Source organism: Methanolobus sp. (genome assembly GCF_016278365.1).
Classification (GTDB): domain Archaea; phylum Halobacteriota; class Methanosarcinia; order Methanosarcinales; family Methanosarcinaceae; genus Methanolobus.
In genome coordinates, this window is sequence record NZ_JADQBZ010000013.1 from 12,473 (window position 1) to 37,588 (window position 25,116).

The 25,116-nt window shown below is 45.7% G+C and carries 21 protein-coding genes; 6 read left to right on the forward strand and 15 right to left on the reverse strand.

What is annotated here, in order from left to right:
• Window positions 1-9: 9 nt before the first annotated feature.
• Window positions 10-1,530 (reverse strand): DNA-directed DNA polymerase II small subunit, encoded by a 1,521-nt coding sequence (locus QZZ22_RS13225; protein ID WP_292465770.1) that lies wholly within the window; start codon window positions 1,528-1,530, stop codon window positions 10-12.
• Window positions 1,531-1,709: 179 nt separating this feature from the next.
• On the opposite strand from QZZ22_RS13225, the gene QZZ22_RS13230 reads away from it, so the two are divergent.
• Window positions 1,710-2,270, forward strand: a complete 561-nt coding sequence (locus QZZ22_RS13230; protein ID WP_292465725.1) for a signal peptidase I — start codon at window positions 1,710-1,712, stop codon at window positions 2,268-2,270.
• Between the two features lie 28 nt (window positions 2,271-2,298).
• Here QZZ22_RS13230 and QZZ22_RS13235 read toward each other — a convergent pair whose 3' ends face one another.
• Window positions 2,299-3,534 carry an ORC1-type DNA replication protein gene (locus QZZ22_RS13235; RefSeq protein ID WP_292465727.1) on the reverse strand — a complete coding sequence of 412 codons (1,236 nt, stop codon included), beginning with the start codon at window positions 3,532-3,534 and terminating at the stop codon, window positions 2,299-2,301.
• A 623-nt stretch (window positions 3,535-4,157) separates the two neighbouring features.
• Between QZZ22_RS13235 and mfnA the strand changes: the two genes are divergently transcribed.
• The 3 genes from mfnA to QZZ22_RS13250 all read left to right on the forward strand — a co-directional run bounded on the left by mfnA (window position 4,158) and on the right by QZZ22_RS13250 (window position 8,041).
• Window positions 4,158-5,321, forward strand: a complete 1,164-nt coding sequence (mfnA, locus tag QZZ22_RS13240) for a tyrosine decarboxylase MfnA (RefSeq protein WP_292465730.1) — start codon at window positions 4,158-4,160, stop codon at window positions 5,319-5,321.
• Between the two features lie 201 nt (window positions 5,322-5,522).
• Window positions 5,523-6,614 carry a CBS domain-containing protein gene (locus QZZ22_RS13245; RefSeq protein WP_292465732.1) on the forward strand — a complete coding sequence of 364 codons (1,092 nt, stop codon included), beginning with the start codon at window positions 5,523-5,525 and terminating at the stop codon, window positions 6,612-6,614.
• A gap of 29 nt (window positions 6,615-6,643) precedes the next feature.
• Window positions 6,644-8,041: a TraB/GumN family protein gene (locus QZZ22_RS13250; protein WP_292465734.1), complete on the forward strand. Its 1,398-nt coding sequence runs from the start codon at window positions 6,644-6,646 to the stop codon at window positions 8,039-8,041.
• A gap of 40 nt (window positions 8,042-8,081) precedes the next feature.
• Here QZZ22_RS13250 and QZZ22_RS13255 read toward each other — a convergent pair whose 3' ends face one another.
• The 3 genes from QZZ22_RS13255 to QZZ22_RS13265 all read right to left on the reverse strand — a co-directional run bounded on the left by QZZ22_RS13255 (window position 8,082) and on the right by QZZ22_RS13265 (window position 11,501).
• Complete coding sequence (locus QZZ22_RS13255) at window positions 8,082-8,687, reverse strand: transglutaminase family protein (RefSeq protein ID WP_292465736.1); 606 nt, start codon at window positions 8,685-8,687, stop codon at window positions 8,082-8,084.
• A gap of 81 nt (window positions 8,688-8,768) precedes the next feature.
• Window positions 8,769-9,665: a formylmethanofuran--tetrahydromethanopterin N-formyltransferase gene (gene fhcD / locus QZZ22_RS13260; protein WP_292465738.1), complete on the reverse strand. Its 897-nt coding sequence runs from the start codon at window positions 9,663-9,665 to the stop codon at window positions 8,769-8,771.
• A 159-nt stretch (window positions 9,666-9,824) separates the two neighbouring features.
• Window positions 9,825-11,501 (reverse strand): hypothetical protein, encoded by a 1,677-nt coding sequence (locus tag QZZ22_RS13265; protein WP_292465740.1) that lies wholly within the window; start codon window positions 11,499-11,501, stop codon window positions 9,825-9,827.
• 248 nt (window positions 11,502-11,749) lie between these two features.
• Between QZZ22_RS13265 and QZZ22_RS13270 the strand changes: the two genes are divergently transcribed.
• Window positions 11,750-12,079 carry a hypothetical protein gene (locus tag QZZ22_RS13270; protein WP_292465742.1) on the forward strand — a complete coding sequence of 110 codons (330 nt, stop codon included), beginning with the start codon at window positions 11,750-11,752 and terminating at the stop codon, window positions 12,077-12,079.
• Window positions 12,080-12,104: 25 nt separating this feature from the next.
• Here the strand turns inward: QZZ22_RS13270 and QZZ22_RS13275 are convergent, their stop codons facing one another.
• The 9 genes from QZZ22_RS13275 to QZZ22_RS13315 all read right to left on the reverse strand — a co-directional run bounded on the left by QZZ22_RS13275 (window position 12,105) and on the right by QZZ22_RS13315 (window position 21,445).
• Window positions 12,105-13,739: an ATP-binding protein gene (locus QZZ22_RS13275; RefSeq protein ID WP_292465744.1), complete on the reverse strand. Its 1,635-nt coding sequence runs from the start codon at window positions 13,737-13,739 to the stop codon at window positions 12,105-12,107.
• Window positions 13,740-13,862: 123 nt separating this feature from the next.
• Entirely contained in the window at window positions 13,863-14,726 is an 864-nt protein-coding gene (locus QZZ22_RS13280; protein WP_292465746.1) for an ion transporter, read from the reverse strand.
• A gap of 4 nt (window positions 14,727-14,730) precedes the next feature.
• On the reverse strand, window positions 14,731-15,825 hold the full coding sequence (gene dinB, locus QZZ22_RS13285) for a DNA polymerase IV (protein ID WP_292465749.1): 1,095 nt from the start codon (window positions 15,823-15,825) through the stop codon (window positions 14,731-14,733).
• A 137-nt stretch (window positions 15,826-15,962) separates the two neighbouring features.
• Window positions 15,963-16,886 (reverse strand): cysteine synthase A, encoded by a 924-nt coding sequence (cysK, locus tag QZZ22_RS13290; protein ID WP_292465772.1) that lies wholly within the window; start codon window positions 16,884-16,886, stop codon window positions 15,963-15,965.
• An 80-nt stretch (window positions 16,887-16,966) separates the two neighbouring features.
• Window positions 16,967-17,932: a serine O-acetyltransferase EpsC gene (gene epsC, locus QZZ22_RS13295; protein ID WP_292465751.1), complete on the reverse strand. Its 966-nt coding sequence runs from the start codon at window positions 17,930-17,932 to the stop codon at window positions 16,967-16,969.
• A gap of 274 nt (window positions 17,933-18,206) precedes the next feature.
• Complete coding sequence (locus QZZ22_RS13300; protein WP_292465754.1) at window positions 18,207-18,908, reverse strand: class I SAM-dependent methyltransferase; 702 nt, start codon at window positions 18,906-18,908, stop codon at window positions 18,207-18,209.
• A gap of 185 nt (window positions 18,909-19,093) precedes the next feature.
• Window positions 19,094-19,426 carry a DUF4346 domain-containing protein gene (locus QZZ22_RS13305; protein WP_292465757.1) on the reverse strand — a complete coding sequence of 111 codons (333 nt, stop codon included), beginning with the start codon at window positions 19,424-19,426 and terminating at the stop codon, window positions 19,094-19,096.
• A 42-nt stretch (window positions 19,427-19,468) separates the two neighbouring features.
• Window positions 19,469-20,767, reverse strand: coding sequence for a hypothetical protein (locus QZZ22_RS13310; RefSeq protein WP_292465759.1), 1,299 nt, complete (start codon window positions 20,765-20,767; stop codon window positions 19,469-19,471).
• Between the two features lie 237 nt (window positions 20,768-21,004).
• A complete protein-coding gene (locus QZZ22_RS13315; RefSeq protein ID WP_292465761.1) occupies window positions 21,005-21,445 on the reverse strand; it encodes a universal stress protein in 441 nt (146 codons plus the stop codon).
• A gap of 252 nt (window positions 21,446-21,697) precedes the next feature.
• Here QZZ22_RS13315 and QZZ22_RS13320 point away from each other — a divergent pair, with 252 nt between their 5' ends.
• Entirely contained in the window at window positions 21,698-24,409 is a 2,712-nt protein-coding gene (locus QZZ22_RS13320; RefSeq protein WP_292465763.1) for a UPF0182 family protein, read from the forward strand.
• An 18-nt stretch (window positions 24,410-24,427) separates the two neighbouring features.
• Here QZZ22_RS13320 and QZZ22_RS13325 read toward each other — a convergent pair.
• The coding region (locus tag QZZ22_RS13325; protein WP_292465765.1) for an MBL fold metallo-hydrolase at window positions 24,428-25,116 on the reverse strand (689 nt) is incomplete at its 5' end.

The following is a 25,116-nucleotide window of genomic DNA, read 5'->3' on the forward strand; positions in this document are numbered from 1 at the left end:
CTTCAGGGTTCACTCATCAAATCTCAGTATCGTCGTCTTGAAGGTGGAAAGGTCTACAACAGGGACCTGGGCCGGTGTGGGGACGACGTTCATCCTTTTCTGGAACTCTGTCTGAGATTGCCAGGTGCCTGAATTTATCAGCAGGACATTCTTGTACCACTCAACTCCTATGGTATGCACATGACCGCAGTGCAGGATATCCGGCACCTGGTTCAGGACAAAATGGTCCTGCTTTTCCGGTGCAATGGAAACGCGGCTCCCGTAAATAGGAGATAGGTGCCTGAATTTCATCATCTCTACCATGCCTTTTGTGGGGGCATGGTAGGATACGCCCGGGACTGCGGCCACAAGGTCGTCAATAGAACGTCCATGGTAGAGAAGGACCCTGGCGCCATCCAGATCTACCATCGCAGGGTTGCCCACAAAGGTCACATTGTCCGGGAAATCCGCCCTGATACGTTCAGGCAGTTTTGGCTGAGGTTCCGCCTGCCGCACAGCATCATGGTTTCCAGGAGAGATAACGATCCGTATATGTTTTGGGATCTCTTCACAATATTCAGCGGCTCTTTTGTACTGGTCATATATATCCTGAATATTCAGTTCTTTTTCCTGACCCGGATAGATACCTATCCCGTCAACAAGGTCACCTGCTATGAGAAGGTAGCGTACCTCCCTGGAGATATCCGCAAGCGCTTCATTATCGGTATTCCCTTTCAGGAACTCAATGAAATGCTCCCAGGGTTCTTCAAGGAAGGTGGAGCTGCCGATGTGGACATCAGATGTCAGTATTGCCTTCCCGTGAGTGCCGCCTTTCCTTGACATAGTGTTTGGCAGATCCGGGAGAATGATCTTTTGCACTATCATTAATTTGCCGTCATTTGTGAGGGTGCCTGTGAAACCGACGACCTCATCAAGAACAAGATGTGTGGCTAGCTCAAATAGTTCCTTGTCAGCCGTACGCACAAGCACCGAGAATGTGCCGGTGGGGTCCTCAACCTCAAGGACCTTGTGACCATTGCTTGTGCTCTTGATATTGGATATCATACCGATTATAGATATCTCACTTTGCTCACCGGTGCCGCGCCTGCCTACAGAACTGCTTACAGAGCGATTCTTTTTCAGGCTCTCTATCGGCCTTGCATTCACACGGGAGCGGATGATATCACTTAACTTGCTGTAGCGGTTCCTGAAATACTGGACAAATTCCACATACTCACCCACGCATGTGGAATTGTCCGAGATATCGGAAAGGATAGTGAGAGGGTTATCACATAATGAATCCTGGTCACTGACAACAAATGAAGATATAGGCATTGAAGACTGTAAAGTGACAATGTTAGAGACATCCGAACCAAATGATCCGAGATCGAGATGCTCGATACCGATAACCAGCACCGATATATCAATAGTCTCAAGCACGTGGTTTATAAGCTCTTTCGGAGAACAGTGGGAACATATCAGTTCCACTGCCTCAGGACTTATCTGATAGCCTTCTTCTATAAAGGCTGTAAGGACATCGACTTCATTCATAGCTGTCATGTATGGTTGAACGGGAATTTTTGCGTGTATTAGGTAATGTAATTATGAATGTGGTCAGTAATGCAATTATAGTTGCAAGTTATTATCTATACGTTAAGATTTTATTGGCTGCAGTATATTCTTATCGCTAAAATATCTTTTTGCGTGCTCAAACACAGGCAGGATATATAATGAACTTAAAAGACGCTTATAACAATTTCAAAGAAAGTGATAATTTCTTTATTTCACTCACCCGCGATCTTACATCGGTATTGTTAGCCGTTCTTATATTTGCATCTTTCTCTTATCTTGTTTTCGGGATGTGGACACCCATGGTTGCCGTGGAATCCGGAAGCATGGAGCCTCATATGAACGTCGGGGATATAGTTTTTATCCAGAGCATTGACAGGACCCAGGTCATAACATATGAGGAGGGCATGGACAGCTATACTTCCTTTAACAGCTATGGGAACGTCATCCTGTACAAACCCTATGGAAGGGACGGGGTCACTCCTATTATCCACAGAGCCATGTATCATGTGGAAGAGGGAGAACCTATGTGGGAAGGCGGACCAGCGGCGCCTCATGCAGGTTACATTACCAAGGGAGACAACGAGGTAACCAACAGGTACTATGACCAGCAGGGACAGGTCAGCTATATGTTGCCCGTGAAAGAAGAATGGGTGATAGGCGTTGCAAAGTACAGGATACCATACATCGGATATCTCAGACTCATGCTGCCCAGTTTCTGATCCAGACTTCTGATCACAGATGCAGCTATTAAAGATGCAGTTGGGTCGTCATCACAGGCTTGAAACCGTCAAGTGGTTTGAGCCTGTAATCCTCAAATAACACTTTTTTTGTGCTTGTGATAGGAACACTCAGGACAATCTCCTTTGTCCTGCCGTACCTGCCCTTGCTTACAACAACCGCATTGACGATTCCAAGCATATCAAGCTCGGACATAAGATCAGTGACCCTGCGCTGAGTAAGGATATCCATATCCACGTGCATGCACAACTGACGGTACACATTATAGACCTCGCCGGTGGTGACATTCCTGTAGCCGTTATTTCTCAGCAGCATGACACTGTAAAGGGACAGTTTGGACTGGGTGGGAAGCGTACGCACGACCTCAACAACACGGTCGATCTCAATCTTTTCCTGCGCAGTCTTGACATGATGCTCATCAACGCGGGATTGGTTGTCACGTTCCGCAATTTCGCCTGCAACTCTGAGAAGGTCCAGTGCACGCCTTGCATCACCATGTTCCTGGGCTGCAAATGCAGCACACAACGGGATAACCATATCATCAAGAGCATGCTCCTTGTAGGCTATCTGGGCTCTCTCCCGGAGGATGTCACTTATCTGTTCAGCATCGTATGGAGGGAATATTATCTCTTCTTCCCCAAGGGAACTCTTTACCCTGGGATCCAGGAATTCCGTGAACTTCAGGTCGTTGGAAACACCTATCATACTGACTTTAGCCTGCTCCAGATCAGTGTTTATCCTGGAAAGATTATAAAGAACATCGTCACCTTTTTTTATCAATTTATCAATCTCATCGAGAATTATAATGATAACCTGTTTTTCAGAATCAATAGCTTCCTTGAATTTTGCGAAGACCTGATCGGTAGGCCAACCGGTCATCGGCACATCTTCACCAAACTGCCTTGACAGGTTTGCAAGAAGCCTGTACTGGGTATCAATTACCTCACAGTTCAGGTAGACCACTTTACAGGATATCCCCAGAGATTCTCCTTTTCTTTCAAGCTCGATTCCCACATGACGTGTAACAGCCGTTTTTCCAGTGCCTGTTTTGCCATATATGAGTATATTTGAGGGTGTGTCACCTCTTAAAGCTGAAACCAGGATAGAAGCAAGACCGTTTATCTGATCGTCCCTGTGAACAAGAGAATCAGGTGTGTAAGAATGCCTTAAGACTTCTTTGTTTTTAAAAATAGGTTCATTTTCCAATAACTCCTGGAATAAACCATCTAATGACTTATTTTGCATTTTTGCTTCACCCTAATATATCAATAACAAACATAGTATTATTTTTTAGGAACAAGGCCATAACAATAATAGAATGTTTCTCATCCGTTTCCTTTTTTGTTCCAAAGGATACATAGGAAGGGTAGGTTATTAATGGTTATGGTTAAGACCCCCCTGTTTCAACTGGAACAATGGAGAGAAAAAAATAAGTTAAAAAAAACATGCTCAGAGACACCAAAATTATTTTGACATCAAAAATTTGCGAGTCGTTGATAAACATCAATGTTTCATATGGAATTAAACCCCTTTATTTCAACTGGAGCTTTTATAAAGAAGAGAGACCCCATGATTTCAAATGGAAACATAAAAAAAGCTGCAAACAACTTTTTAACATTCTAAAAAAACCTGGCTGTGTAAGTATAGACTTATTACTATATATAATTTTCTTTTTGCTTAATACAAATGATACGAAGGAAAAATCCTCAACTCAACTCCAGTAGAAATCATGGGGTAGCTCTCACAGCTAATTTGGGCTAAAAAGTGAAATGTGAAGAAAATTTTTTTATTCTAAACCACGAAAGTTCTATTGGTTGAAAACTTAGAACACAATTCTTTTAAACATCCTCTAATATTCATCTGTCCGAATGAATGAAATCGGATTGCATGAAGAAGAAATCCTTTCTCTTCTAAATGATGCAAAAATAAAGGACTTTACTTATGATCGTGTCCTTAGTTCCATGTGTACAACTCCTCATCGGATTGCTGTAAAAGCCCACATGCAATTCATTGAGTCCAATATGGGAGATTTTGGTCTTTTCAGAGGCACCCATGGAATGGAAGAAGAAGTTATCAGGATGACTGGTGACATGCTTCATTGTTCTTCAGCAGAAGGTTATCTTACAACAGGAGGAACTGAGTCCAACATACAGGCATTGCGTTCCATGCGCAATTTGCATGAACGGAAACACCCGGGTTGCAGACTTAATGTTGTTGTTCCAAGATCAGCGCATTTTTCTTTTGATAAAGTATCTGATATCCTTGATATCGAAGTCAGGAAAGTTCCCCTGGAGAGTGATCTCAAAATCTCTGTTGAGGCAATGCAATCTCTTATAGATGAGAATACTGTAGGCCTTGTTGCAGTAGCAGGCTCCACAGAATTTGGCCAGGTTGATCCCATCGGGAAGATTTCCGAGCTTGCACTTGAACATGATCTTCCTTTGCATGTAGATGCAGCTTTTGGTGGTTTTGTCCTTCCCTTCCTTCCTGAGAAACATATGTTTGATTTTTCCCTGCAGGGAGTAACTTCCATTGCAATAGATCCCCATAAGATGGGTCTCAGTACTATTCCTTCGGGTATCTTACTGTTCAGGGAATTCAAGCATCTGAATTGTCTTAAGGCACATGCTCCCTATCTTACGGTGGATAGCCAGTACACCATGACAGGGACCCGCAGTGGAGCGGCTGTTGCGGCTACTTTTGCTGTCATGAAATTCCTTGGGAAAAAAGGCTATACGGGGATAGTCAGCAAATGTATGGAGATGACCCGGCACCTGGTAAAAAAGGCTGCAGAGATAGGCATTGAACCTGTCATTGATCCTGTGATGAATGTTGTAGTTCTGCAGGTTCCTGAACCTGCAATGGTCAGGGCCACTCTCTCCAGCGAATACAACTGGCATGTTTCAATAACAAGGGACCCGAAAGCTCTGCGCCTGGTCATAATGCCTCATATGAGCTGCGAAATGATAGATATGTTCATGTCCGATCTTGTAAAAGTGTTAGATTCTACCAGTAAAGCAAAAAGTGAGTGAAAGCAAGAAAAACGAGTGAAGGTGAGGGGTGAGGCTGATAGTGCCTTGCCTTGAAGCGTGTAAGGCATCTGCACATACAGCCTGCGTCAGATATGAATATATATCGCAGATATATACATATGAGCCAAGCATGGTGAAAGTGTTTTCCAAAGCATTTGACTTTCGATAAAACTAAATAAGAACGTAATCTAACATCACGTTATGAGGACGTCATTGAAGATCGGGACTATAATAGGTATACCGGTAAAACTGCACATTACCTTTTTGCTGATATTACCTGTCTTTGCTTTTGTTTTCGCGACCACGGAACCACCTCTGGGTTTTGCAGGCACGGCATCCGGGGTTATGGTCTACGCCCTGTCCCTTATAACAACTATTCTGCTTTTTACCTGCGTTCTTCTGCATGAGGCCGGACATTCATACATTGCCAAGGGTTTCGGGGTGGAGATCAGAGACATAACCCTTCTGCTTTTTGGCGGCGTTTCTTCCATGGAGGAGATTCCCAGGGACCCGTCCCAGGAACTCAAGATGGCTTTTGCCGGTCCCTTCGTAAGCTTTGTGATAGGTATTACATTGCTGGCCCTCAATGTACTGGTTTCCTCCTATGTGGCAGGTTACTCGGACACCTCAATATTCCTAATGCTCAATATCCTGGGTTCTATTAATATAGTACTTGGTCTCTTTAATCTCCTGCCTGCTTTTCCCATGGACGGTGGCCGTCTTCTCAGGGCATGGTATGCAAAAAGAATGAGCTATGTCAAAGCTACTCACTATGCGGCTTCCTTTGGTAAATTGTTTGCTTTCCTTATGGGAATAATAGGCCTGTTCTTCAATCCATGGCTTATCCTGATAGCTTTCTTTGTCTATATCGGGGCTTCAGAAGAAGACAAATCTACTACTATCACAGTGCTGCTGGAAAAGTACAGCGTAAAAGATATAATGTCATCAGACGTTGTTTCTGTTTCTCCTGACATTAACGTGGAAGATCTCTCTAAACTCATGTTCGAGAAAAAGCACCTGGGTTATCCGGTGGTCAAGGGTAATTCTTTAAAAGGGATTGTGACGTTTACAGATATACGCAATATCCTTCCGCATGAGCGCTATGCAAAACTTGTGTCTGATATCATGACCAGCGATGTTATCTCGGTATCTCCCCAGGATCCCGCGTCTGAGGCTTTTAAGGTGATGACCCGGAATAACATTGGCCGTGTACTGGTAATGGATAAAGGAGAGCTTGTAGGTATACTTTCAAGGTCTGATCTCATGCGGGCCATGATGTTGCTCAACGAATGATCCAAAAAAGGATTCCAAGAGGATAAGAATTGAATCAATCCAGCAATTACGACGATTCCCAGGAGACGCCTTATGCCTATACATCTACCACCGCAAGCGGTGGCCTTAATCCAGGCAACATTGAGGCAGGTCATACCATCTCTTCTGACAGGGAAACGGGAATCGAGCTTGTCAAAGAGATAATCCCGCAGTCAACAGCTGAAGCCGGGGCTCTCCCACCCACAGAGATCATTATTGTGGGAACTGCCCATGTATCGGAAAAGAGTGTCCGGGAAGTAAATAATGCTATCAGCCGGGAAAAACCCGATATTGTGGCTGTGGAGCTATGTAGTCCCAGGTATGAAGCTATCAAGGGCAATGTGCAAAACACCCAGGTGCCTGTTAAAGAACTGCTGAAGGAAGGCAAGATCTATTTCTATATCGTGCACATGCTGCTTGCCCATATACAGAAGAAGTTCGCTGACCAGATGGGTATCCAGCCGGGTGCCGAGATGATTAGCGCTATCGAAGCAGCGGAAGCAAGCGGTGCGCAGGTACTGCTGATAGACAGAAATGTCCAGGTAACCCTCCAGCGCTTCTGGAATGAGATGGGATTCATTGAAAAGATCAAGATGATGGGAGGCCTCCTGGCTGCAGTGCTTGGTATTGGCGGCACCAAGGATATAGACATGGACACCATCACCAACCAGGATATTGTTTCAGTCCTTGTGGAGGAGTTCAGGGTAAGTTCTCCTAATGCTGTCAAGGTCCTTATCGATGAAAGGGACGCCTACATGGCCAGGAACCTGTTAAGGGCTGCCGGCACCGGAGGAAAGAAGATCGTAGCCGTTGTGGGTGCAGGCCACAGGGCCGGTATCCAGCGCTATCTTGAGAATCCGGCTTCTTTTCCTAAGGTCGATTACTCCGTGGAAACTCCAAAAAAGCGCTTCAGCCTGGTAAAACTATTTGGTTTTGCAATAGTAGGGATCGCCATTGCGACATTTGCATTGCTTTTATTATCCGGTGTTCCCTTTGAAACCATGATGGTTGCTTTTGCCTGGTGGTTCATCATCAATGGTGTGCTCAGTGCAGCCGGTGCCATAATTGCCAGGGGACATCCCTACTCCGTGCTCACGGCCTTCTCTGTAGCCTGGCTGACATCCTTAAACCCCATGATGGCCGCAGGCTGGTTCGCAGGACTCACCGAGGCCAAATACCGCAGCCCGACAACCGATGATTTCAAGAAGCTTATCGATGCCGAAAATACCGGGGATATGATGAAGAACAATCTCTTCAGGGTAATACTTGTGGCAGCCCTGGCAAACCTCGGTAGCATGGCCGGCACCTTCCTGGGAGTTTATGTAATGCTTGAGGTCACAGGAATCAACCCCAAAGAAATGATCCAGGCAGGAATAAGTGCAGGTTTCCTCGCCCTGGGAATGGGATAGGTCTGATCAAGAACAAACAAAAAAGACCAAAAGCTGGCCTTCATCTTCTATTTTTCTTTCCCGCTATCAACAGAACATCGGGCAGGTTGTCGTAAACCTCTTCATAGTTTTTGTACTTGCTTAAAGTTTCAACGACAACCGGAAGCGGGTCCGCCCATATTTCTGGCAGGTCGGCCTCTCCGCCAATTCTTATATCATACGCCAGCTGCTCATGAGGCGGGTTGAACTGTGCATTCACTCCTTCCCTGTTCCCTCTTGCATCGATACGATACCATCCGATCATTTCGAGATATACAGCATTGAGACCGTGGAGACAAAAAGGAGCTCCATCATCATTCCTGCTCAGGCGCTGGTAGCAAAGACCCGCAGGGATGGAATTTGCCCTGAGGAGAGCTGCCAGAAGATGACTCTTGGCATAGCAATAGCCTGTCCTATGTTCAAGGACCTCGGAGGCCTTCAGGGTGACAGGGTTCATCCTGTGGTCATGACTGTGCCTTATCTCATCCCTGACAAATTCAAAGCAGAGTCTTGTTATCTCAACAGGGTTTTCGCTACCTTCTGCAAGTTCCTTTGCCTCCTTCATGATGGCCGGGTGATCAAAATCAATAACGGTTGTTGGCCTTAGATAATCCTGCATCTGTGTCATTTTCATCCAAATACTAAAGAAAAAAACGCTGGTAGATAATACTAATTGATGTGAGCATAAAGACAGAAAAGAAAAAAGACCTCATACGAGGTCTTTCAGGTGGAACTGGAATTTTCCGAGCTTACCGCCGTAGTTTCCTGCGGTGATCTTCTTGACACCGGGGACTGTGGTGGCTGCTTTGATGCCTATCTGCATTGCCTTCTTTATTGAGGCTTCATCAAGACCGTTGATGACCAGCTCAAATACTGCTTTCACGTCAGCGGGAATTTCGGTTCCTTCGACCTTGTCCCTGATGGTGGGGCAGAACTTCTCGTTGGCTGTTGCCTTCATGAACTTGGCGTACTTGTGGGAACCTGCCTTGGAACCGCTGGCAACTATGCCTCCGGGGAAGGGAGTGATGGTGCCTTCGAGTTCCTTGATGGTGTCCACGGCTAACTCTGCAGCTGTGAGTGCAGTCATTTGGCTGTCACCGAAGATGAAGAAGTTACCGCCTGCGATACCGGGTATTGCACCAATGTTCTCCTCGACCAGGAAGTCTCCACCCATGATGGGGATGCTGTGCATCTTGCGTCCTGCGATCTCTTTTACGGATTCCATGCCGTCACCGAAGAACTTCAGCTTGAAACCGACATTGAACTGCTTCTCAGCAGCAGGGAGGCCGTTAAAGACCGCTGTGGTCGGGGCTGTGAGCACACACTGCCCGAGACGCTCAAGAAGCTGGTGTTCCAGTGCATCGTATCCGAAAGTGCATATCTGGATATAGTATCCCGGTCTGCCATCAGGTGTCTCCTGTGGACTTGCATATCTCTCGATGCCTGCCTCAGCCGGACACATGATAACAGATGTACCAAATCCTGTTGCTTCCAGTGCTGCAACTTCTGCCCAGCGCTTTGTTGCCGCTGTGATAAGCACTCTTGCGATCTTGATCGAAAACGCTTCAGCAAAAGTATCTTCTATTTCTACTCCGTTGATTTCCATAATGATCCCTTTTTAAAGCCTGATCCTCAGGTTTAATTATATAATGTACGGAATTTGTCATATTGCATTACGTGTGAACGCAAGCACTACAGCATATAAGAATACAATCGCAGTACATATATCCTTCGAAAAGCTGACCGAAAGAAACTAAAAGTGGACCTATCGTCCACCTGAATTATTGTAAGTCTTCTCAAAGAGAGCAAACATTTCCCTGTCAATTTCCCTGTATTTGCCAATTTCAAAAACAGCCTCGTTAACAAACACAGTCAGTTCTTCTTTCTGCGACAAGCCTGCAAGGGTCTTTGAGGACAGGGCAGTTGACTCAACCATCTGTTCCTTTATGGAAGCTTCACATACCTGTGCGAGTGCATTTACTGAAAGTGAAGCCTCTTCATCCATATTCTTTTCTGCAGCACAAACGCAGAAATATTCAATATGGCAGATAACGTCAACAACCTTCTCATCGGAATGTTTTCTTGCAGCAGTGACACCTATATCTTTTAAGGACCCTGTGATCTCAAGGTAGGACCGCTCACCGAATATATCCCCCATCTCCCTGAATGTCGCAACGACCTTATGGAGGGTATCCTTCTTCTTTCTGTCAGGCGATTCCTGGACGGTCTTTATGCAGATATCCCGAAGAGCCATAATTATTTGCTTCTCAATAGATTCAAGCCTGTTCTCCCTGACAGTGACTGCTATGTTCACCATAGCTTTACGTATGTGCTCAAGTGTATGGATATCTTTATTTGAGGCAGCGTCCAGAGCTATTATCTTCAGGAAATTAACAGATTTCTCAACAGGCTCTATCATTTTCTGCGTGGCGGCTGTCTGGCCTATCCTGCCAGCAGCTAGTGCAAATTTATGTGTGGGAGTGGAAACATAGTTATCAGCCAATACATTGTAAAAGTCTTTTACCGTGTTTGCTTTTCTGATCTGTGCTATCCTGCCTCCCGGAAGAATATATTTTCCACTTTTGTGAAGAGTAAAGAGGTTGCGCATGTGCTCCATTACCAGTAATGTGGAACTATCCATATTCTTTTCAGCGCAGTCACTGCCTATACCTGCCATCATCTTTATGATCTCGTTTAGAGTGTCCGTTTTCTCTTCGCTCTCTGCAAGTGCCCCCAGTCTGTAGAGATGCGCGCTCAGATGACTGATTATCAGAGAGCTGCTACCGCCTTTCATCAGGACTTCGGAACCGAATTTTCCAAGAGCATGTACTCCTTTTACTGCTGTGAGGTCGTCGTCATTCCTTAAAGCACCCCTGATTATATCGACAACAAGTTGAAGAGGATCAAAGACTGATTTCCCGCTGTCCATTTTTCTATAATGTTCACTCATTTCATAGGCGTTCAGTTCTTTTGTAATGCTAAGGAATCTTTGGCTTATCCTTTCATTATTGAGATAATCTGCGAAGAGGAAGCCTGCAACAGAGAGTATCAGGGATGCGGCAATAACCAGTATTATCTCAGTGATACCGGATGCTCCCAGAACATGCAGTATTGACAGCGAGAGTGCAAAAGTCCCCAGAGTGTAGGAGAACATATTTCCCAGGACATCTTTCTTGCCTGGGAGCCAGAGGCATACTGCCCAGATGACAGCAAAACAAACAGCAAGCACGACATTAATGTAAAAATGCTCCATTTCCCGGTTTGTAAGAAGAGTGATCACTAATGCAAGCTGTATGGCAAGTGCGCCGATAGCCAGGTCTGCACCTATATCCTTAAGGCCTATCTTCAGGTTACTCTTTGCAATAATGTCAACTAGAAGAAAAACAGCTATGACACCTATTACCAGCGCAGTGTCAATGATATTTGTGATCAGGATCTGCATAGGACTATATCTGTCATTTTTATTTATATATATATGCTGAAAAGATATCCATCAACTCCCTTTTTAGCAGGCTGTCTGGCTTCAAATATATATGTGCTATTAGAAATGGCAAATCGAAAATAACATTTCTTTATATCGCAGACGGAGACAGAAACCTTTATCAATATTCACGCAACAGTAAACTAAGAAAATTATTTGAAAGCTCTTTTTTTCAGAATGGTTATTTTTGTAAGGTCGCGGAGAGTGCCATGGATAGCAATTACAGGGAAGTCACAGATTCTGACTGGCGGAGGACAATCCTGTATATTGTATCTTTTTCAGTTATAATCGTAGCAGTTTCTTTTGTTTTGTTACCGGAGAACTGGTATCTGTGGGGATTGATAGTTGCCCTGGGCACATTCCAGCTGATTTCCTGGCATGCAAAAAACTTTGCCTATCGATGCCCTAACTGCGGTGAAGTATTCGAGATATCTCCTGCTGCTGATTTCCTGGGTCCCAATGGAGGCACAAAGAAGTATCTGAAATGCCCAAACTGCAGCAAGCGTTCCTGGGCCAGGATACTGGCTAAAAGCAAATAAGTGCCGGTTCGACACTGTTCTCTGATCAGGCTTTTTTCAGCGAGACCCAGAATATGCTGCCTCTTCCAAGAGGATTATCATCAACTCCTGCTTTTCCCTTGTGGAGATCTATTATTCTCTTTACAATGGCAAGCCCGAGACCGCTTCCTTTTACACTGCCCTTATCTGCTCTTTTGAATCTATCAAATATCATGGGTTTGTCCTGATTACTGATACCCGGACCAAAATCAGTGACCTGCATCCTGTATTCGTTTCCAAGGTCCTGGATGCTGACAATTATCTTCTCTTTTTCAGGGCTGTACTTGATAGCATTGGAAAGAAGGTTGATGAAGACCTCTTCCATTAGCGGACTGGTATTAACAACACAACCGGGAACAGGATTGAAAATAAGTGTAAGACCCTTTTTGTCGATATCATCCCTTAAAGACCTTATAGCTCTCTCAATTATCGGGACGATGTCCTGCTCCTGAAACTTTACATCAGATACTGATTCCAGCTTGATGAACTTTGTAGCCGACTCCATCATCTCTATCAGTTTTTCGTTGTTGCTGTGAACTTTATCAAGCAACCTGATCTTATCCTTATCATCCTCAATTATGAGAAGTTCCTCTGTGAAACCGCGGATGATATTTGCAGGATTAAGAAGGTCGTGGGTGAGAATGTCCGTGAACAGTACTTTCAGTTCAGTGCTTGACTCCAGTTCCCGGGTGTATCTGTGCAGGTTCTCTTCATTTTCCCTGCGGTTGATGGATTCTGCGAGCACGTTGGCGACAGACTGCATGAAATGGATATCGTCTTCCGTGAACACTCTGTTCTGTGCGGTATGAACGCTCAGGGTCCCAAAAGGCCTGTCCTTACGTCCGATGAGCACGTCCATCCCGCTTACCAGTCCATGATCCCTGAGCAAAGAATAGCCGCTGAACCTGTCTTTTGTTTCTCTGTCCATGACAACTGCCGGTTCACCTGAGTAGAGGGTATAACAGAGTATGCTGCTGGAATCATCAATATGAGCATCAATATCACTGTCTTTTGTCTCATCCTCCCATCCTACCCCTGCGATCATGACAGTGTTCCCGGTCTTCTCCTGTCTCATTATCCTGCAGTATTCCACATTAAGGGTCTGTGCGACAAGCCTGACTGCCTCTTTCATAAGGCTGTCCAGGTCACCATCTGAAAGCCCCTGCTGTCCAAGTCTTGCAACCGCAGCGTGCTGGCCTTCCCGCATCTTCAGGATTCTTTCAACGCTCTTCCGCTCGCTGATATCCCTTGTATGTCTTACCACCATGACAACATTATGTTCTTCATCAAGGATGGGGGATAACTCGACAGACTTTGTTTTCCCGTCAAGGGGATCTTCGATCTCATATTTACGGCACCTTCCGGTCGTCAGCACTTCCAGCATGTAGCACGGTTCACAGGGAGTGGAGCGTTTCATAAGACAGCTATAGCAGTAAGGATGGCCCTGCTTGTCCCTGGCGGGAACAGAATCACAGTGTTTCCAGTTGCTCATTACGATCCTCATGTTCCTGTCGATCACAACGATGTGATCCTGGACCGACCCCAGCACTTTTCTGAGCAGGTCAAGCTGGAAATCTTTTTCCTCTTCGTTTTTTACTTCATAGCCTGGAATATCGATCCCTCTTTGGGTTGAACATGTCATACAGTCAATTTGAAAAACCCTCTTCTATTCTTTTATTTATAAGTATCTATGCAACAAAAAGATGATAATCATCATCATTACCAGTTTTACCGGAAAAACTTAAGGAAATACTCAAAAGTCAGTTCAAAGCTTTTTAAGCTCACCACCACAGAGCTTACAGAATAGTGCCTCATGATCATGCTCATTATATCTGCATCTGCTGCATTCCTTTGTTGGACTGAGATTTTTCCTTTCTTCCATAGAAGCGAAACTCATCTCAGCTGTTACAATCCCGGTAGGCACAGCTATGATGCTGTATCCCATGATCATCACAAATGATGCCAGTGCCCTTCCAAGGGAAGTCAGGGGCACTATGTCCCCATAACCCACGGTTGTCATAGTTATGATTGCCCAGTAAATACTCATGGGTATGCTTGTAAAACCGCTTTCTTCCCCTTCTATAAGATACATCAGGCTTCCCATTACAGTTACAAGCGCAAGTACAGTGAAAAGGAAGACTGTTATTTTCCTCCTGCTGGCACGCATTGCCCTTATAAGCAAGTCTGCTTCGCTCATGTACTGTACGAGCTTGAGAACACGGAATATTCTCAGAACTCTTAATATCCTGATAACAAGAAGGAACTGGCTACCTGGTATCAGAATGCTCATGTAGGTGGGTACTATTGCTACCAGATCCACGATGCCAAAAAGACTTGTAGCATATTTCCTCTTGCTCCTGACACACATCAGCCGGAGGATATATTCCAGAGTGAAGAGTATCGTGAAGAACCACTCAAGCAGGTAGAGCTGCATACCATACTCGCTTCTGATAGGAGCAGAGCTATCCATCATGACTATAAGCACGCTGAGAAGGATGCTTACTATGAGAAGGATGTCAAAGGCCTTTCCGGCAGGAGTGTCGGCTTCAAATATGATATCATATAGTTGTGTTCTCCAGTTATCACCTGCTGGCCTGTTATCCGGAACCTTACTATATGGAAGAGGCATGATATCACTCCGCAAAATCGAACAGGCTCTTCTGTCCGGTCTTCTCACTAAGGTTACCGACCATCACTCCAATACGCCTGAAGTTCATTGTGGTTTCCCCGAGGAACTGGCGCATCATCTCCTTTGCATTATCATGGAGGGCCTGCCTGTCGGATATCGGGTGGCTCAGGGTCCTGCTCTTTGTGGATGTTTTAAAATTTGAAAAAATGACTGTGACTGTAACAGACCTGAAACCGACTTTTCGGGCCTGCACCCTGTTCATTACATCGTCTGCAAGCTCGGTAAGAAGTGAAAAGACCATCTGCCCGTCGTGTGTGTCATGTTTGAGTGAGGCCATCCTGCCTATCTGGTCGCTTGCAGACCTTTCCCTTACAGGCGTTTCATCGATTCCGGAAGCTGCATGGCTGAGAAATGTACCTTTGTTCTTCCCGAATACCCTGACAAGCTCCATTATGTCATGTTCCTCCAGGTCGGCGACTGTCATGATTCCCATTTCTTCAAGCTTGTTTTCTGTTACTCTGCCTATGCCCCAGAGTTTGCCTGCAGGCATGGGTCGGAGAAAGTCCTGCACTTCCTCCGCTCTGATAACGGTAATGCCATCAGGTTTGCGGAAAGAGGATGCCATCTTGGCTATGAGCTTGTTGGGACCTATACCCACAGAACAGGTAAGCTTTTCCTGTGCCTTCACTTCTTCCTTGATACGCAGGCCTATCTCCCTGGCAATGTCAAAGTCAGAATTGCAGGAGCGGGTTATATCAAGGAAAGCCTCATCTATGCTGGTTCTCTCAAAAGTCTCCTCGCTGTCAGCATAGGAGTGCAGTATTGCCATTACGTTCTTTGACACTTCTTCATAGAATCCCTTGCGAACCGGGAGGAAGACCGCATCAGGCTTAAGGGACCTGGCCTGCCGACAGGGCATGGCTGCGCGTATGCCTGCTCCCCGGGCGGCATAATTACATGTGCTCACAGCCCCGCCTTCCTCGCCGCGGTTGGAGTACATGCACACCACCACCGCCTTATCCCTTATAGAAGGATCTTCCCGCTCTTCAATGGCTGCATAGAAGTAGTCCATATCCACATGGATTATCACACGTTGCATTGAACTTATTTGGGCGGCAGACTTTTTATGGTTAACTCTCACTTATTTTCAAGTCATTTGCAGCCATCTGCAATACTGTACTATGTTGATCCATGTTGACTATCTTTTGACCTTACTTGAGCTTATTCTACCTGAGATTATTCTGCAAGAGCTGTGCTCAGATACCTCTCACCTGTATCAGGCAGCACGACTACAATGAGTTTGCCTTTATTCTCCTGCCTTCTGGCTACTTCCAGGGCTGCGTGAAGTGCTGCACCGCATGATATTCCGCAAAGTATCCCCTCCATTTTCGCAAGCTGCCTGGCGGTTTCGAATGAATCCTCATTGCTGACCTGGATAATTTCATCGATGATATCCATATTAAGGACACTTGGCACAAAACCAGCTCCTATCCCCTGAATCTTGTGGGGTCCTGGTTTTCCTCCGGAAAGCACCGGCGAATCTTTAGGCTCGACAGCAACTGCCTTGAAACCTGGCTTGCGGGATTTGATGACTTCCGAAATTCCCGTGATAGTCCCGCCTGTACCGACACCCGCAACCAGGATATCCACAGCTCCGTCCGTATCATTCCATATCTCCTCGGCGGTCGTGCGACGATGGATCTCAGGATTTGCAGGGTTCATGAACTGGTGAGGTACAAATGAACCCGGTGTCTCCCTGGCCAGCTCCTCAGCTTTTTCGATTGCACCTACCATTCCTTTAGGGCCTGGAGTGAGCACCATTTCGGCACCCAGCATTCTGAGTATCTTCCTTCTTTCCTCTGTCATTGTTTCAGGCATTGTGAGTATCAGGCGATATCCCCTGGATGCACAGACAAAAGCCAGGCCGATACCTGTATTGCCTGATGTGGGTTCTATCACGACAGTATCCTTGCTCAGAAGCCCTTGTTTTTCGGCTGTTTCTATCATACTGAGGGCAATACGGTCCTTAACGGAGCCAAGCGGATTAAAAGCCTCCACTTTCCCCACAACTGTTGCATAGCAGCCTTCAGTTATCCTGTTCAGGCGTACAAGCGGCGTACGACCTACTGTTTTGGTGATATCGCTGTATATTTTCCCGATGTTACCAACCCCTTAAAGTAATCACTTTATTGTTATTAATTTGGACTTTATGTTAAATCCTATCAGTTCCTGACAACAGATCATTGCTTTTCCTTGAATTTGAGCCGTGGCTCCTCGATGATAACCTTTGTGTCCGGAGGGACCGATCTGGTTATCCACACGCTTCCTCCAATGACAGAACGAGCACCAATAACAGTATCCCCTCCCAATATGGTGGCATTGGAGTATATTATCACGTCATCCTCTATGGTCGGGTGCCTTTTCTTCCCACGGATCAGCTCTCCACTCTCATCTTTTGGGAAACTGAGCGAGCCCAGGGTAACTCCCTGGTAGATGCGGACATTGTCTCCGATCTGGCATGTCTCTCCAATAACCACTCCGGTGCCATGATCGATGAACAGCCCTCTGCCAATCTTTGCTCCCGGATGTATATCGATGCCCACTGCACTGTGAGCATATTCTGTCATTATGCGTGGAAGTATTGCTATCCCTTGCCTGTGCAATTCATGGGCTACCCTGTAGACCGTCAGGGCAAAGATTCCGGGATAGCTGAAGATGATCTCGTCGTAGCTTTTAGCCGCAGGATCTCCCTCATAGGCTGCCACGACATCGGAAGCAAGCAGGGATCTTATCATAGGTATTTTCTCCAGGAAGGCTATTGTTTCTGCCTGTCCGCGATCGATACACTCCGAACAATTCTCTTCGTACCTGTTGCAGTCGTGGATAATACTGTTACTTATCTGCTCGGAAAGCTGCTCAAAAAGTTTTGTTATCTCACTTCCCAGATGGTAGCGCAGGTTATTCCTGTCAAGGGTCTGCTCCCCGAAATAACCGGGAAAGAGGATGTCTTTGACCAAGCCTATTATTTCTATAAGTGCTTCCTTGGAAGGTATTACAGCCGCATCCACATGGTCAAAACAATTACTGTCATAACAACTGCTAACAACGGAATCAACTACACGGGGTATCTGGGAGCGGTACCTGTTGTCTACCAGCGACTTCAGGATGGCGCATCTTCTTTCTTCGGTTTGTGATTCATTGACCATGCTCTTTCCTGCCCTCATAAACTACTTGCAAATAGATATTGGTATAGTATCTTATAATGTTAACGCTGTTAACAGTCTATTGACGCTTAACATGTCTTTTCCTGCAATTATGCCCCTCAATTCCCGTCACCCGTAAAAGCCCTATGTGACCCCGCTGGCAGGGCCTGCTTCCTAAAAGTTATCTTCTTTCTATCCAGTTTCTATCCAGTCTTCACATACACATTATTGGTAATCGCATTTAAGAGCTTTGAGCAGGGCTCTCCGGCCTTCTATTTCACCTGATGCAGTAGAAACCGGCCTGCATATAGGAATACCAAAGCAGTTCCACGACCTTAAAACCTGCCTCTCTCAGCAGTTTAAGATGCTCTTCCACAGTTATAGGGAAATATTCCACATCAAAACGGGCAAGGTTTTTTTCTATATCACCAGGTTCTTTCCCCAGAGAAAGCTGGAAGTTTCTCACATAATTTTTCCCAATGGCTATGCCGCTATCAGTAAAAGGCCTGATGTTTTCGAAGGTGATAAAAATCCCGTCATCCTTTAAAAGCCTGTAACAGACATCAATAGCCTCTACCCTCTCTTCGCGGCTCAGGTAATGGTGGCACTGGATGGCAGTGATGATATCGGGTCTCTCTCCCGTTATCCCTGAGAACCCCTGAGTCGGGGAGGGCTCAAGAAAAACTAGTTGTTCCCGGGGAAGGGAGGACAATTTTATTTTCGCCTGTTCCAGCATGCCCTCTGAAGGGTCCATTAGCAGGAACCTGGTGTCAGGAAACTCTTCAGCGGCCTTATGAACCAGCGCCCCTGTCCCGCAGCCGGTATCCAGCCATACATCTGGCTTGAAGGGCAGTGCCCTGACAAGATTGATGACCTCCCTGTGAAAAGCCTGATAGTAGGGAATGGTGCTGACCACCCTTGCATCAAAATCCTCCGGCAGATAGGGGGTGTCATTGTTGTATGGATGTGCGGGTGACATAACTGAGACTTGGTATGAATGGATTTAAATTTTGTTCATATCCACCCTGCAGGAACATTCATAAGAAGAACAATAACAAAGTTAACCACAGAGAACACTTAGTCCAAAGAGGACGCTTCTATGTTCTTTTGGTCTTCCCATTTTTGTTTGTTCTGTAAACTTTTGTGGTTTCACTTCAAACAAGTTCACTCCTGAACATATACAAAACCTACCCTCATGGCAATTTCAGCCCTTGTCAATTCCTGTCCGAGGTAGGCTGCATGGTTAAGTGTACTTACCCACCCATACCTGATTATGGTCCGGTAGATGGAACGTGCATCCCGGCCTTCGATCATCCTCAGGAGTTCCTTGTCGTATGAATAATGTTTTGCAAGGATTGTCCTTTTGTCAGGCTGCGGTACAATTATGAAATATCCGGTACTGTCAAGCTCAAGCTTTCCCGGCTCTTCAGCCTCTATCAGAGGAGCGTTTAGAATGTCCTCATTTATACTGTCGGTTTCGCATGTCTCATCTTCCACAGTTGCCACCCTATTGTACATCCTCACTGTTTTTCAATATTGTCACCTGTCGGGATGCCACATCTTCATATGTTCGGCATGCGTTTGCAGGTATGAGCCCGGCTCGTAGAACCTGTCATAGAATTCAAGGTCGATATGTTGTGCCTGAAGGTATGGCATGACGAATATGCTGGGCACGGTACCCGGGAATTTCCCAAAGGTTTCAAAGATGTACTGGGCCTGCAGTGCTGCACATTCCCTGAATTCTTCACTATAGCGTTGTGCGCTGCTGCGGACCCCCGGAGTGTCCTTGTAGTAGCCTGGCGTCTGCGGATTGAAAGGTCCTCCCGGACCAAACTTCCTTTCAGCGAGTGCATCCACAGCCTTCCTCATATTTTTATAATGGGGAGGGGTGTATCCTTCAAAAACACCAGGCAGACCTGTCGGGTTTGGCAGGGACCATCGATCATCGGTATCATACCTGAATCCAAGTCCCTTCACTTCAGGGTCACCGCTTGCCCCCAGTAAAGAGAAGGGGTCCAGGCCGTTAAACATCCATCCTCCAAGCCCCACGGCCTGCAGCATCAGCATTCCTGCATAGCAGGAAGTTGAGAGTTCTGCTGTCACCTCTGAAAGGGACCACATCTCCAGGAAAGTTAGGGGGTAGGGATTCTCCGCATCCACAAGGTCTGCATACTGCCTGAGACCTTCGATTTCGTTCCCGTGAACATCGTCATAGAAACATACACCGTTCTGGACATAGTAACATATACCTGCCAGCACATGCTGGGCCAGGTCACCTACCGGGATTACCAGTGTTGTTCCCGGATGATTGGCTACCCAGGTGTTATGTGCTTCCATATGGGGCACTTGCGGAGGCAATTGCAAACGGACATCATCCAGTTTGTGTATCCTGCTGCGGGCAGATTGGAGAATTTCTTCCAGCTCAAGCTTCCCTTCTTTGCTTCTTGAGCCAGATGCCGGTACATCACGGCTCTCTAAAAAGTAAACTCCGTTATCGTCTGTAAAGAACAGTTCGCTTGTATGAAAGCCCGCAGCTGATGGAAACGTTCGTCCTCCTGCGCTACATGCATAGTTTGACAGATAAGGAGCATATCTTTCACCCCTCATTATCAGGTTATGCCAGCCTGTGTTGCCTCCCATGGCGGTCAGGATAGTCATCTGTTCCAGTTCCGAGAGTGGTTCAGGTCCGCGGCTTGAAGTGTACTTGAAATAGCCATCCGGAATCGAGGCTCCCATGAAAAATCTTCTTGCTCTTCGCCCGAGCAGGGCATCCACCAGTGTAAACTGTTTTACCTTCTCAAACCCTGGAGGAAGGTCTTTCATTTCTCCCACTATCATTTTCCCCCTAATCATATCCGCTATCAGGGGATGCCTCTTCAGGCAATCCTATACGGATGTTCATTATCAGCTTTGGCAGCCGATGACATAAGCGTTATTCTGGAATATGTATGGAATGCATAAAGGTGAACTCTCCGGGGAATCCGTATTCCCTGCGGTTATCCTGCCTGAACTCTATTTGTCCCCTGAATCAGATAATCAAGGTTATCATTCTGCTCGTTCTCTGTCTTTCACGCTTTATGGAATGACAAGTACCGGTTTTTTTGCATGCCTCACCACATTTTCTGCGACACTGCCAAGTAGCATATGACTGAGTCCCGTTATTCCCAGTGTCCCCATCACTATGAGATCTATATCGTTCTCTGCGGCAAAATCCACGATGCCGTCTGTAGGAGTTTTGCCGTCAATGACCACAGGCTCCACTACGACACCTTCTTTCCTGCCGACCTCCACCACATGGTCGGTAGCCTTCTTACCTACATCCCTTTGGTGACTTTCCAGTGCCTTTGACCACATTTCACCGCGCATAGCAAGAGCAACGCCTGAAGGTGGGATAACATAAAGAGCACTTACTTTAGCACTGTTAGCTTTTGCAAGTTCGATACCCCATTCTACTGCATTCTTTACGTTTTCAGAACCATCTGTAGCTACCACTATCTTTTTTATTTTTGTACTCATACATATACCCCAATAATAATTATGGCACAAGAAGCATATGTTTTTTTCGTTAAGTTTTTAACTTCAACTGGCCGGTTAAGTGAAACTTTCCTTCTCTCTCTGTACTATGAGAGTTTTTCAATATCACAAACAAAAGAAAAGAATATTTTTGCAGGGAAAGACTTTAGTGTAAAATGCTTCCCTGATAAAGGGTAGGGATTAAAATTCCCTCCTCAGGACTTGTGATTAATTATTGATCTGTGTGGTAAACTGATGCTTTCAAAAACAAAGTATATTCTCCTTGTACTGACAGCAATCACCTTTAGCATAGGGCCCGGATTGAGATATTTTACTGAATATCTTTGGTTCGATATGACTGGATATCTGTCTGTCTTTATAACGATCCTGAGCTGGAAAGTATTAATCTTTCTGGCGAGTTTCTTACTGGTATTCGCATTCATTTATCTGAATGTACATATAGCAAGGACATTTACAAAGAATGCCCTGGGTGAAAATGAATATCAATATACTGATACCGATGGACTAATTCTGCCAGCAGCAATCATAATGTCGCTGATATTCGGCCTGTATCTGAGCAATCAATGGGAGACAATCCTCCTATATTTGAACATGGCGCCAACAGGTATTGAAGACCCTATCTTTTTCAGAGATGTTTCATTTTATTTATTCCAGCTTCCTTTAATGGAACTGATTAAAAACATATCACTCTCACTTACAACTTTAGCCCTGATACTTGCCGGGATCATCTATCTGGACAAGCTGGAGGACATACTGAGTCCGCAATACACTATCGATTCCTCTGAATATGTGACAAATGACAGTGACCTGTCAGGTCTTATGGACAGGATCCCTGCCAGGGTGCTCATGCACATCTCAGCACTTCTGGGAATCATTCTTACAATAATAGCTTTCAGTTTTTACCTGAGCAGATTCGAGATCTTGTTCTCGCAACAGGGTGTCGTAACGGGTGCAGGATATACAGATGTCCATGTAAGGTTACCTCTGCTCACCATAACATCACTGGTTTGCTTTATAGCAGCAGCTGGGATCATAGTAAATACCAGATTGAGAAGTATCAGGATCCCATTGCTGGGAATCAGTGCAGTTGTGGTCATGATTCTTCTTACCTCCTTTGCGCCTGCGGTCTATCAGCAGATCAAGGTAGAGCCTACCGAACTCCAGCTGGAGGAGCCTTATCTTTTATACAATATCGAATATACCAGGGCAGGTTTCGGACTTTCGGATATTGATGTAAGGCCTTTTGATTATAATCCCGAACTTACCCGCTCTGCGGTTGCAAATAATGAGGATGTCATCTCGAATATCAGGATCTGGGATGAGCGGGCTCTTCAGAATACATACAGGCAGACCCAGCAGATAAGGACATATTATGAGTTCAATGACGTGGATACGGACAGGTACTACATTAACGGAGAATACAGTCAGTTCATGATAGCTGCCAGGGAAATGGACATAACTCATCTTGATCCCTCGGCCAGAACCTGGGTGAATGAACGTCTAGTCTACACCCATGGCTTCGGGGCAGTGATGAACAGTGTCAGCGAAAAAACAGATGACGGCAGGCCCGAGCTTGTGCTTCGGGACATACCGCCGCAGGGTGACTTCGGTCTAGCAAATCCCAGGATCTACTACGGAGAACTGACAAGAGATTACAAGATCGTAAATAGTGGCTTAGAAGAGCTCGACTATCCCAGCGCAGCAGGGAACGTATATGCCAGGTACGAGGGAAAAGGTGGCGTACAGCTTGATTCTATATTCAGGAGACTGGCGTATTTGGTGCGCTTCGGTGATGTGAACTTCATACTGAGCCAGTATATGACCGAAGAAAGCCGCGTTATGTATGATCAGCAGATAAATCAAAGAGCTTCTAAGATCGTTCCGTTCCTGGTGTATGAAAATGAACCTTACCCAGTGATATATGATGGCAAGATATTCTGGATCATTGATGCATATACTGTATCCGATAAATTCCCATATTCAGAGAAATACAGAGTTGAAGCCGGTGAACTCAACTATATCCGCAATTCGGTAAAGGTGGTTATTGATGCCTATGACGGCACTGTGAATTATTATGTAACTGAGGATGAGCCTCTGGTCACTGCGTACTCCAGGATATTCCCTGATCTTTTCAAAACTTATGAAGAAATGCCTGATGGCCTTAAAGAGCATATAAGATACCCGAAGGAATATTTCAGGGTCCAGATGGACATCTACCGGAACTATCATATGACAAATGTCGAGACCTTCTACAATAAAGAGGATGCATGGCAGATCCCAAGGGAATACTACCGTGGAAGTACAATACCCGTGGATCCGTATTACATCATGACAAGGCTTCCTGAAGGAGAAGGTGTTGAGTATATACTCATGCAGCCGTTCACGCCAAGGAACAGGCAGAATATGATCTCATGGATAGCTGCAAGATGTGACGGACCAAATTACGGGAAGCTGATACATTACGAATTCCCAAAGGACAGGATGATATACGGACCAAACCAGATAGAGTCCAGAATAGACCAGGACCCGAATATATCGGAATTGTTCACACTCTGGGGCCAGCAGGGATCCAGTGTGATCCGGGGGAATCTGCTTGTGGTTCCTCTTGACAACTCAATACTTTACATTGAGCCTGTGTTCATAAGTGCAGATGAGGGTGAGATACCCGAGCTCAGAAGAGTGATAGTATCTTCCGGAGAAACTGTCTATATGGGCCTTGACCTGGTCACATCCCTGCAGGTGCTGCTCCGGGGTGAAGCTGTCGATTATGACGGAGAACCTGTATATGTGTCAGAAGATGCAAGAGAACTGGCAGAAAGGGCGCTTGAGCATTATAACAACGCACAGGGCCATTTAAGTAATGGTGATTGGGCGGGATACGGACAGGAAATGGAACAGGTGTACACTCTGCTTGAACAGATATCGCAGAGTGTGGCAGAGAACTGATAAGGGTTTTGTTTCATGTCAGAGATCCCACCATGAATTTGGAGGCATCTGCAAGTCTGAGTCCAATGAATCAAACTGGACAGTTTCACCGATCAGAGGAGCAATGATGTTCACTTCCCTTTCATTTGCTTCCTTTAGCGCCCTTTCTATTGGTTCATTCCAGGCATGATTAGCCAATGTAAATGCTCCCCAATGCATCAGTATCATTGTCTTACCATTTACGTCCAGATTAGCCTGAACAGCCTGTTCCGGTACCATATGGATATCCGGCCATTTACGGTCATACTGGGCGCCTTCGATCAGGGTGATATCAAAAGGTCCGTATTTGTCTCCGATCTCCTTGAAGTGAGGGCCATATCCTCCGTCCCCGCTTACATATATCCGGGTACTGTTTCCCAGGATGACCCATCCTCCCCATAATGTGGTATCGATATTGAACGGATCTCTTCCTGAACCGTGCCTGGAAGGTGTCAAAGCAACAGTCAGACCTTCATACTCCGTTTCTTCCCACCAGTTGAGTTCGGTAATCTTTTCCTTCGGGATACCCCATCGGATCAGATGAGCACTGCATCCAAGAGGGACAAAAAAATGCGATACTTTGCTGTTCATTTTTACAATGGATTGGTAATCCAGATGGTCATAATGATCATGTGTAATGAAAACTGCATCAATTGGCGGCATATCATCAATCAGGTGCAGCATTATAT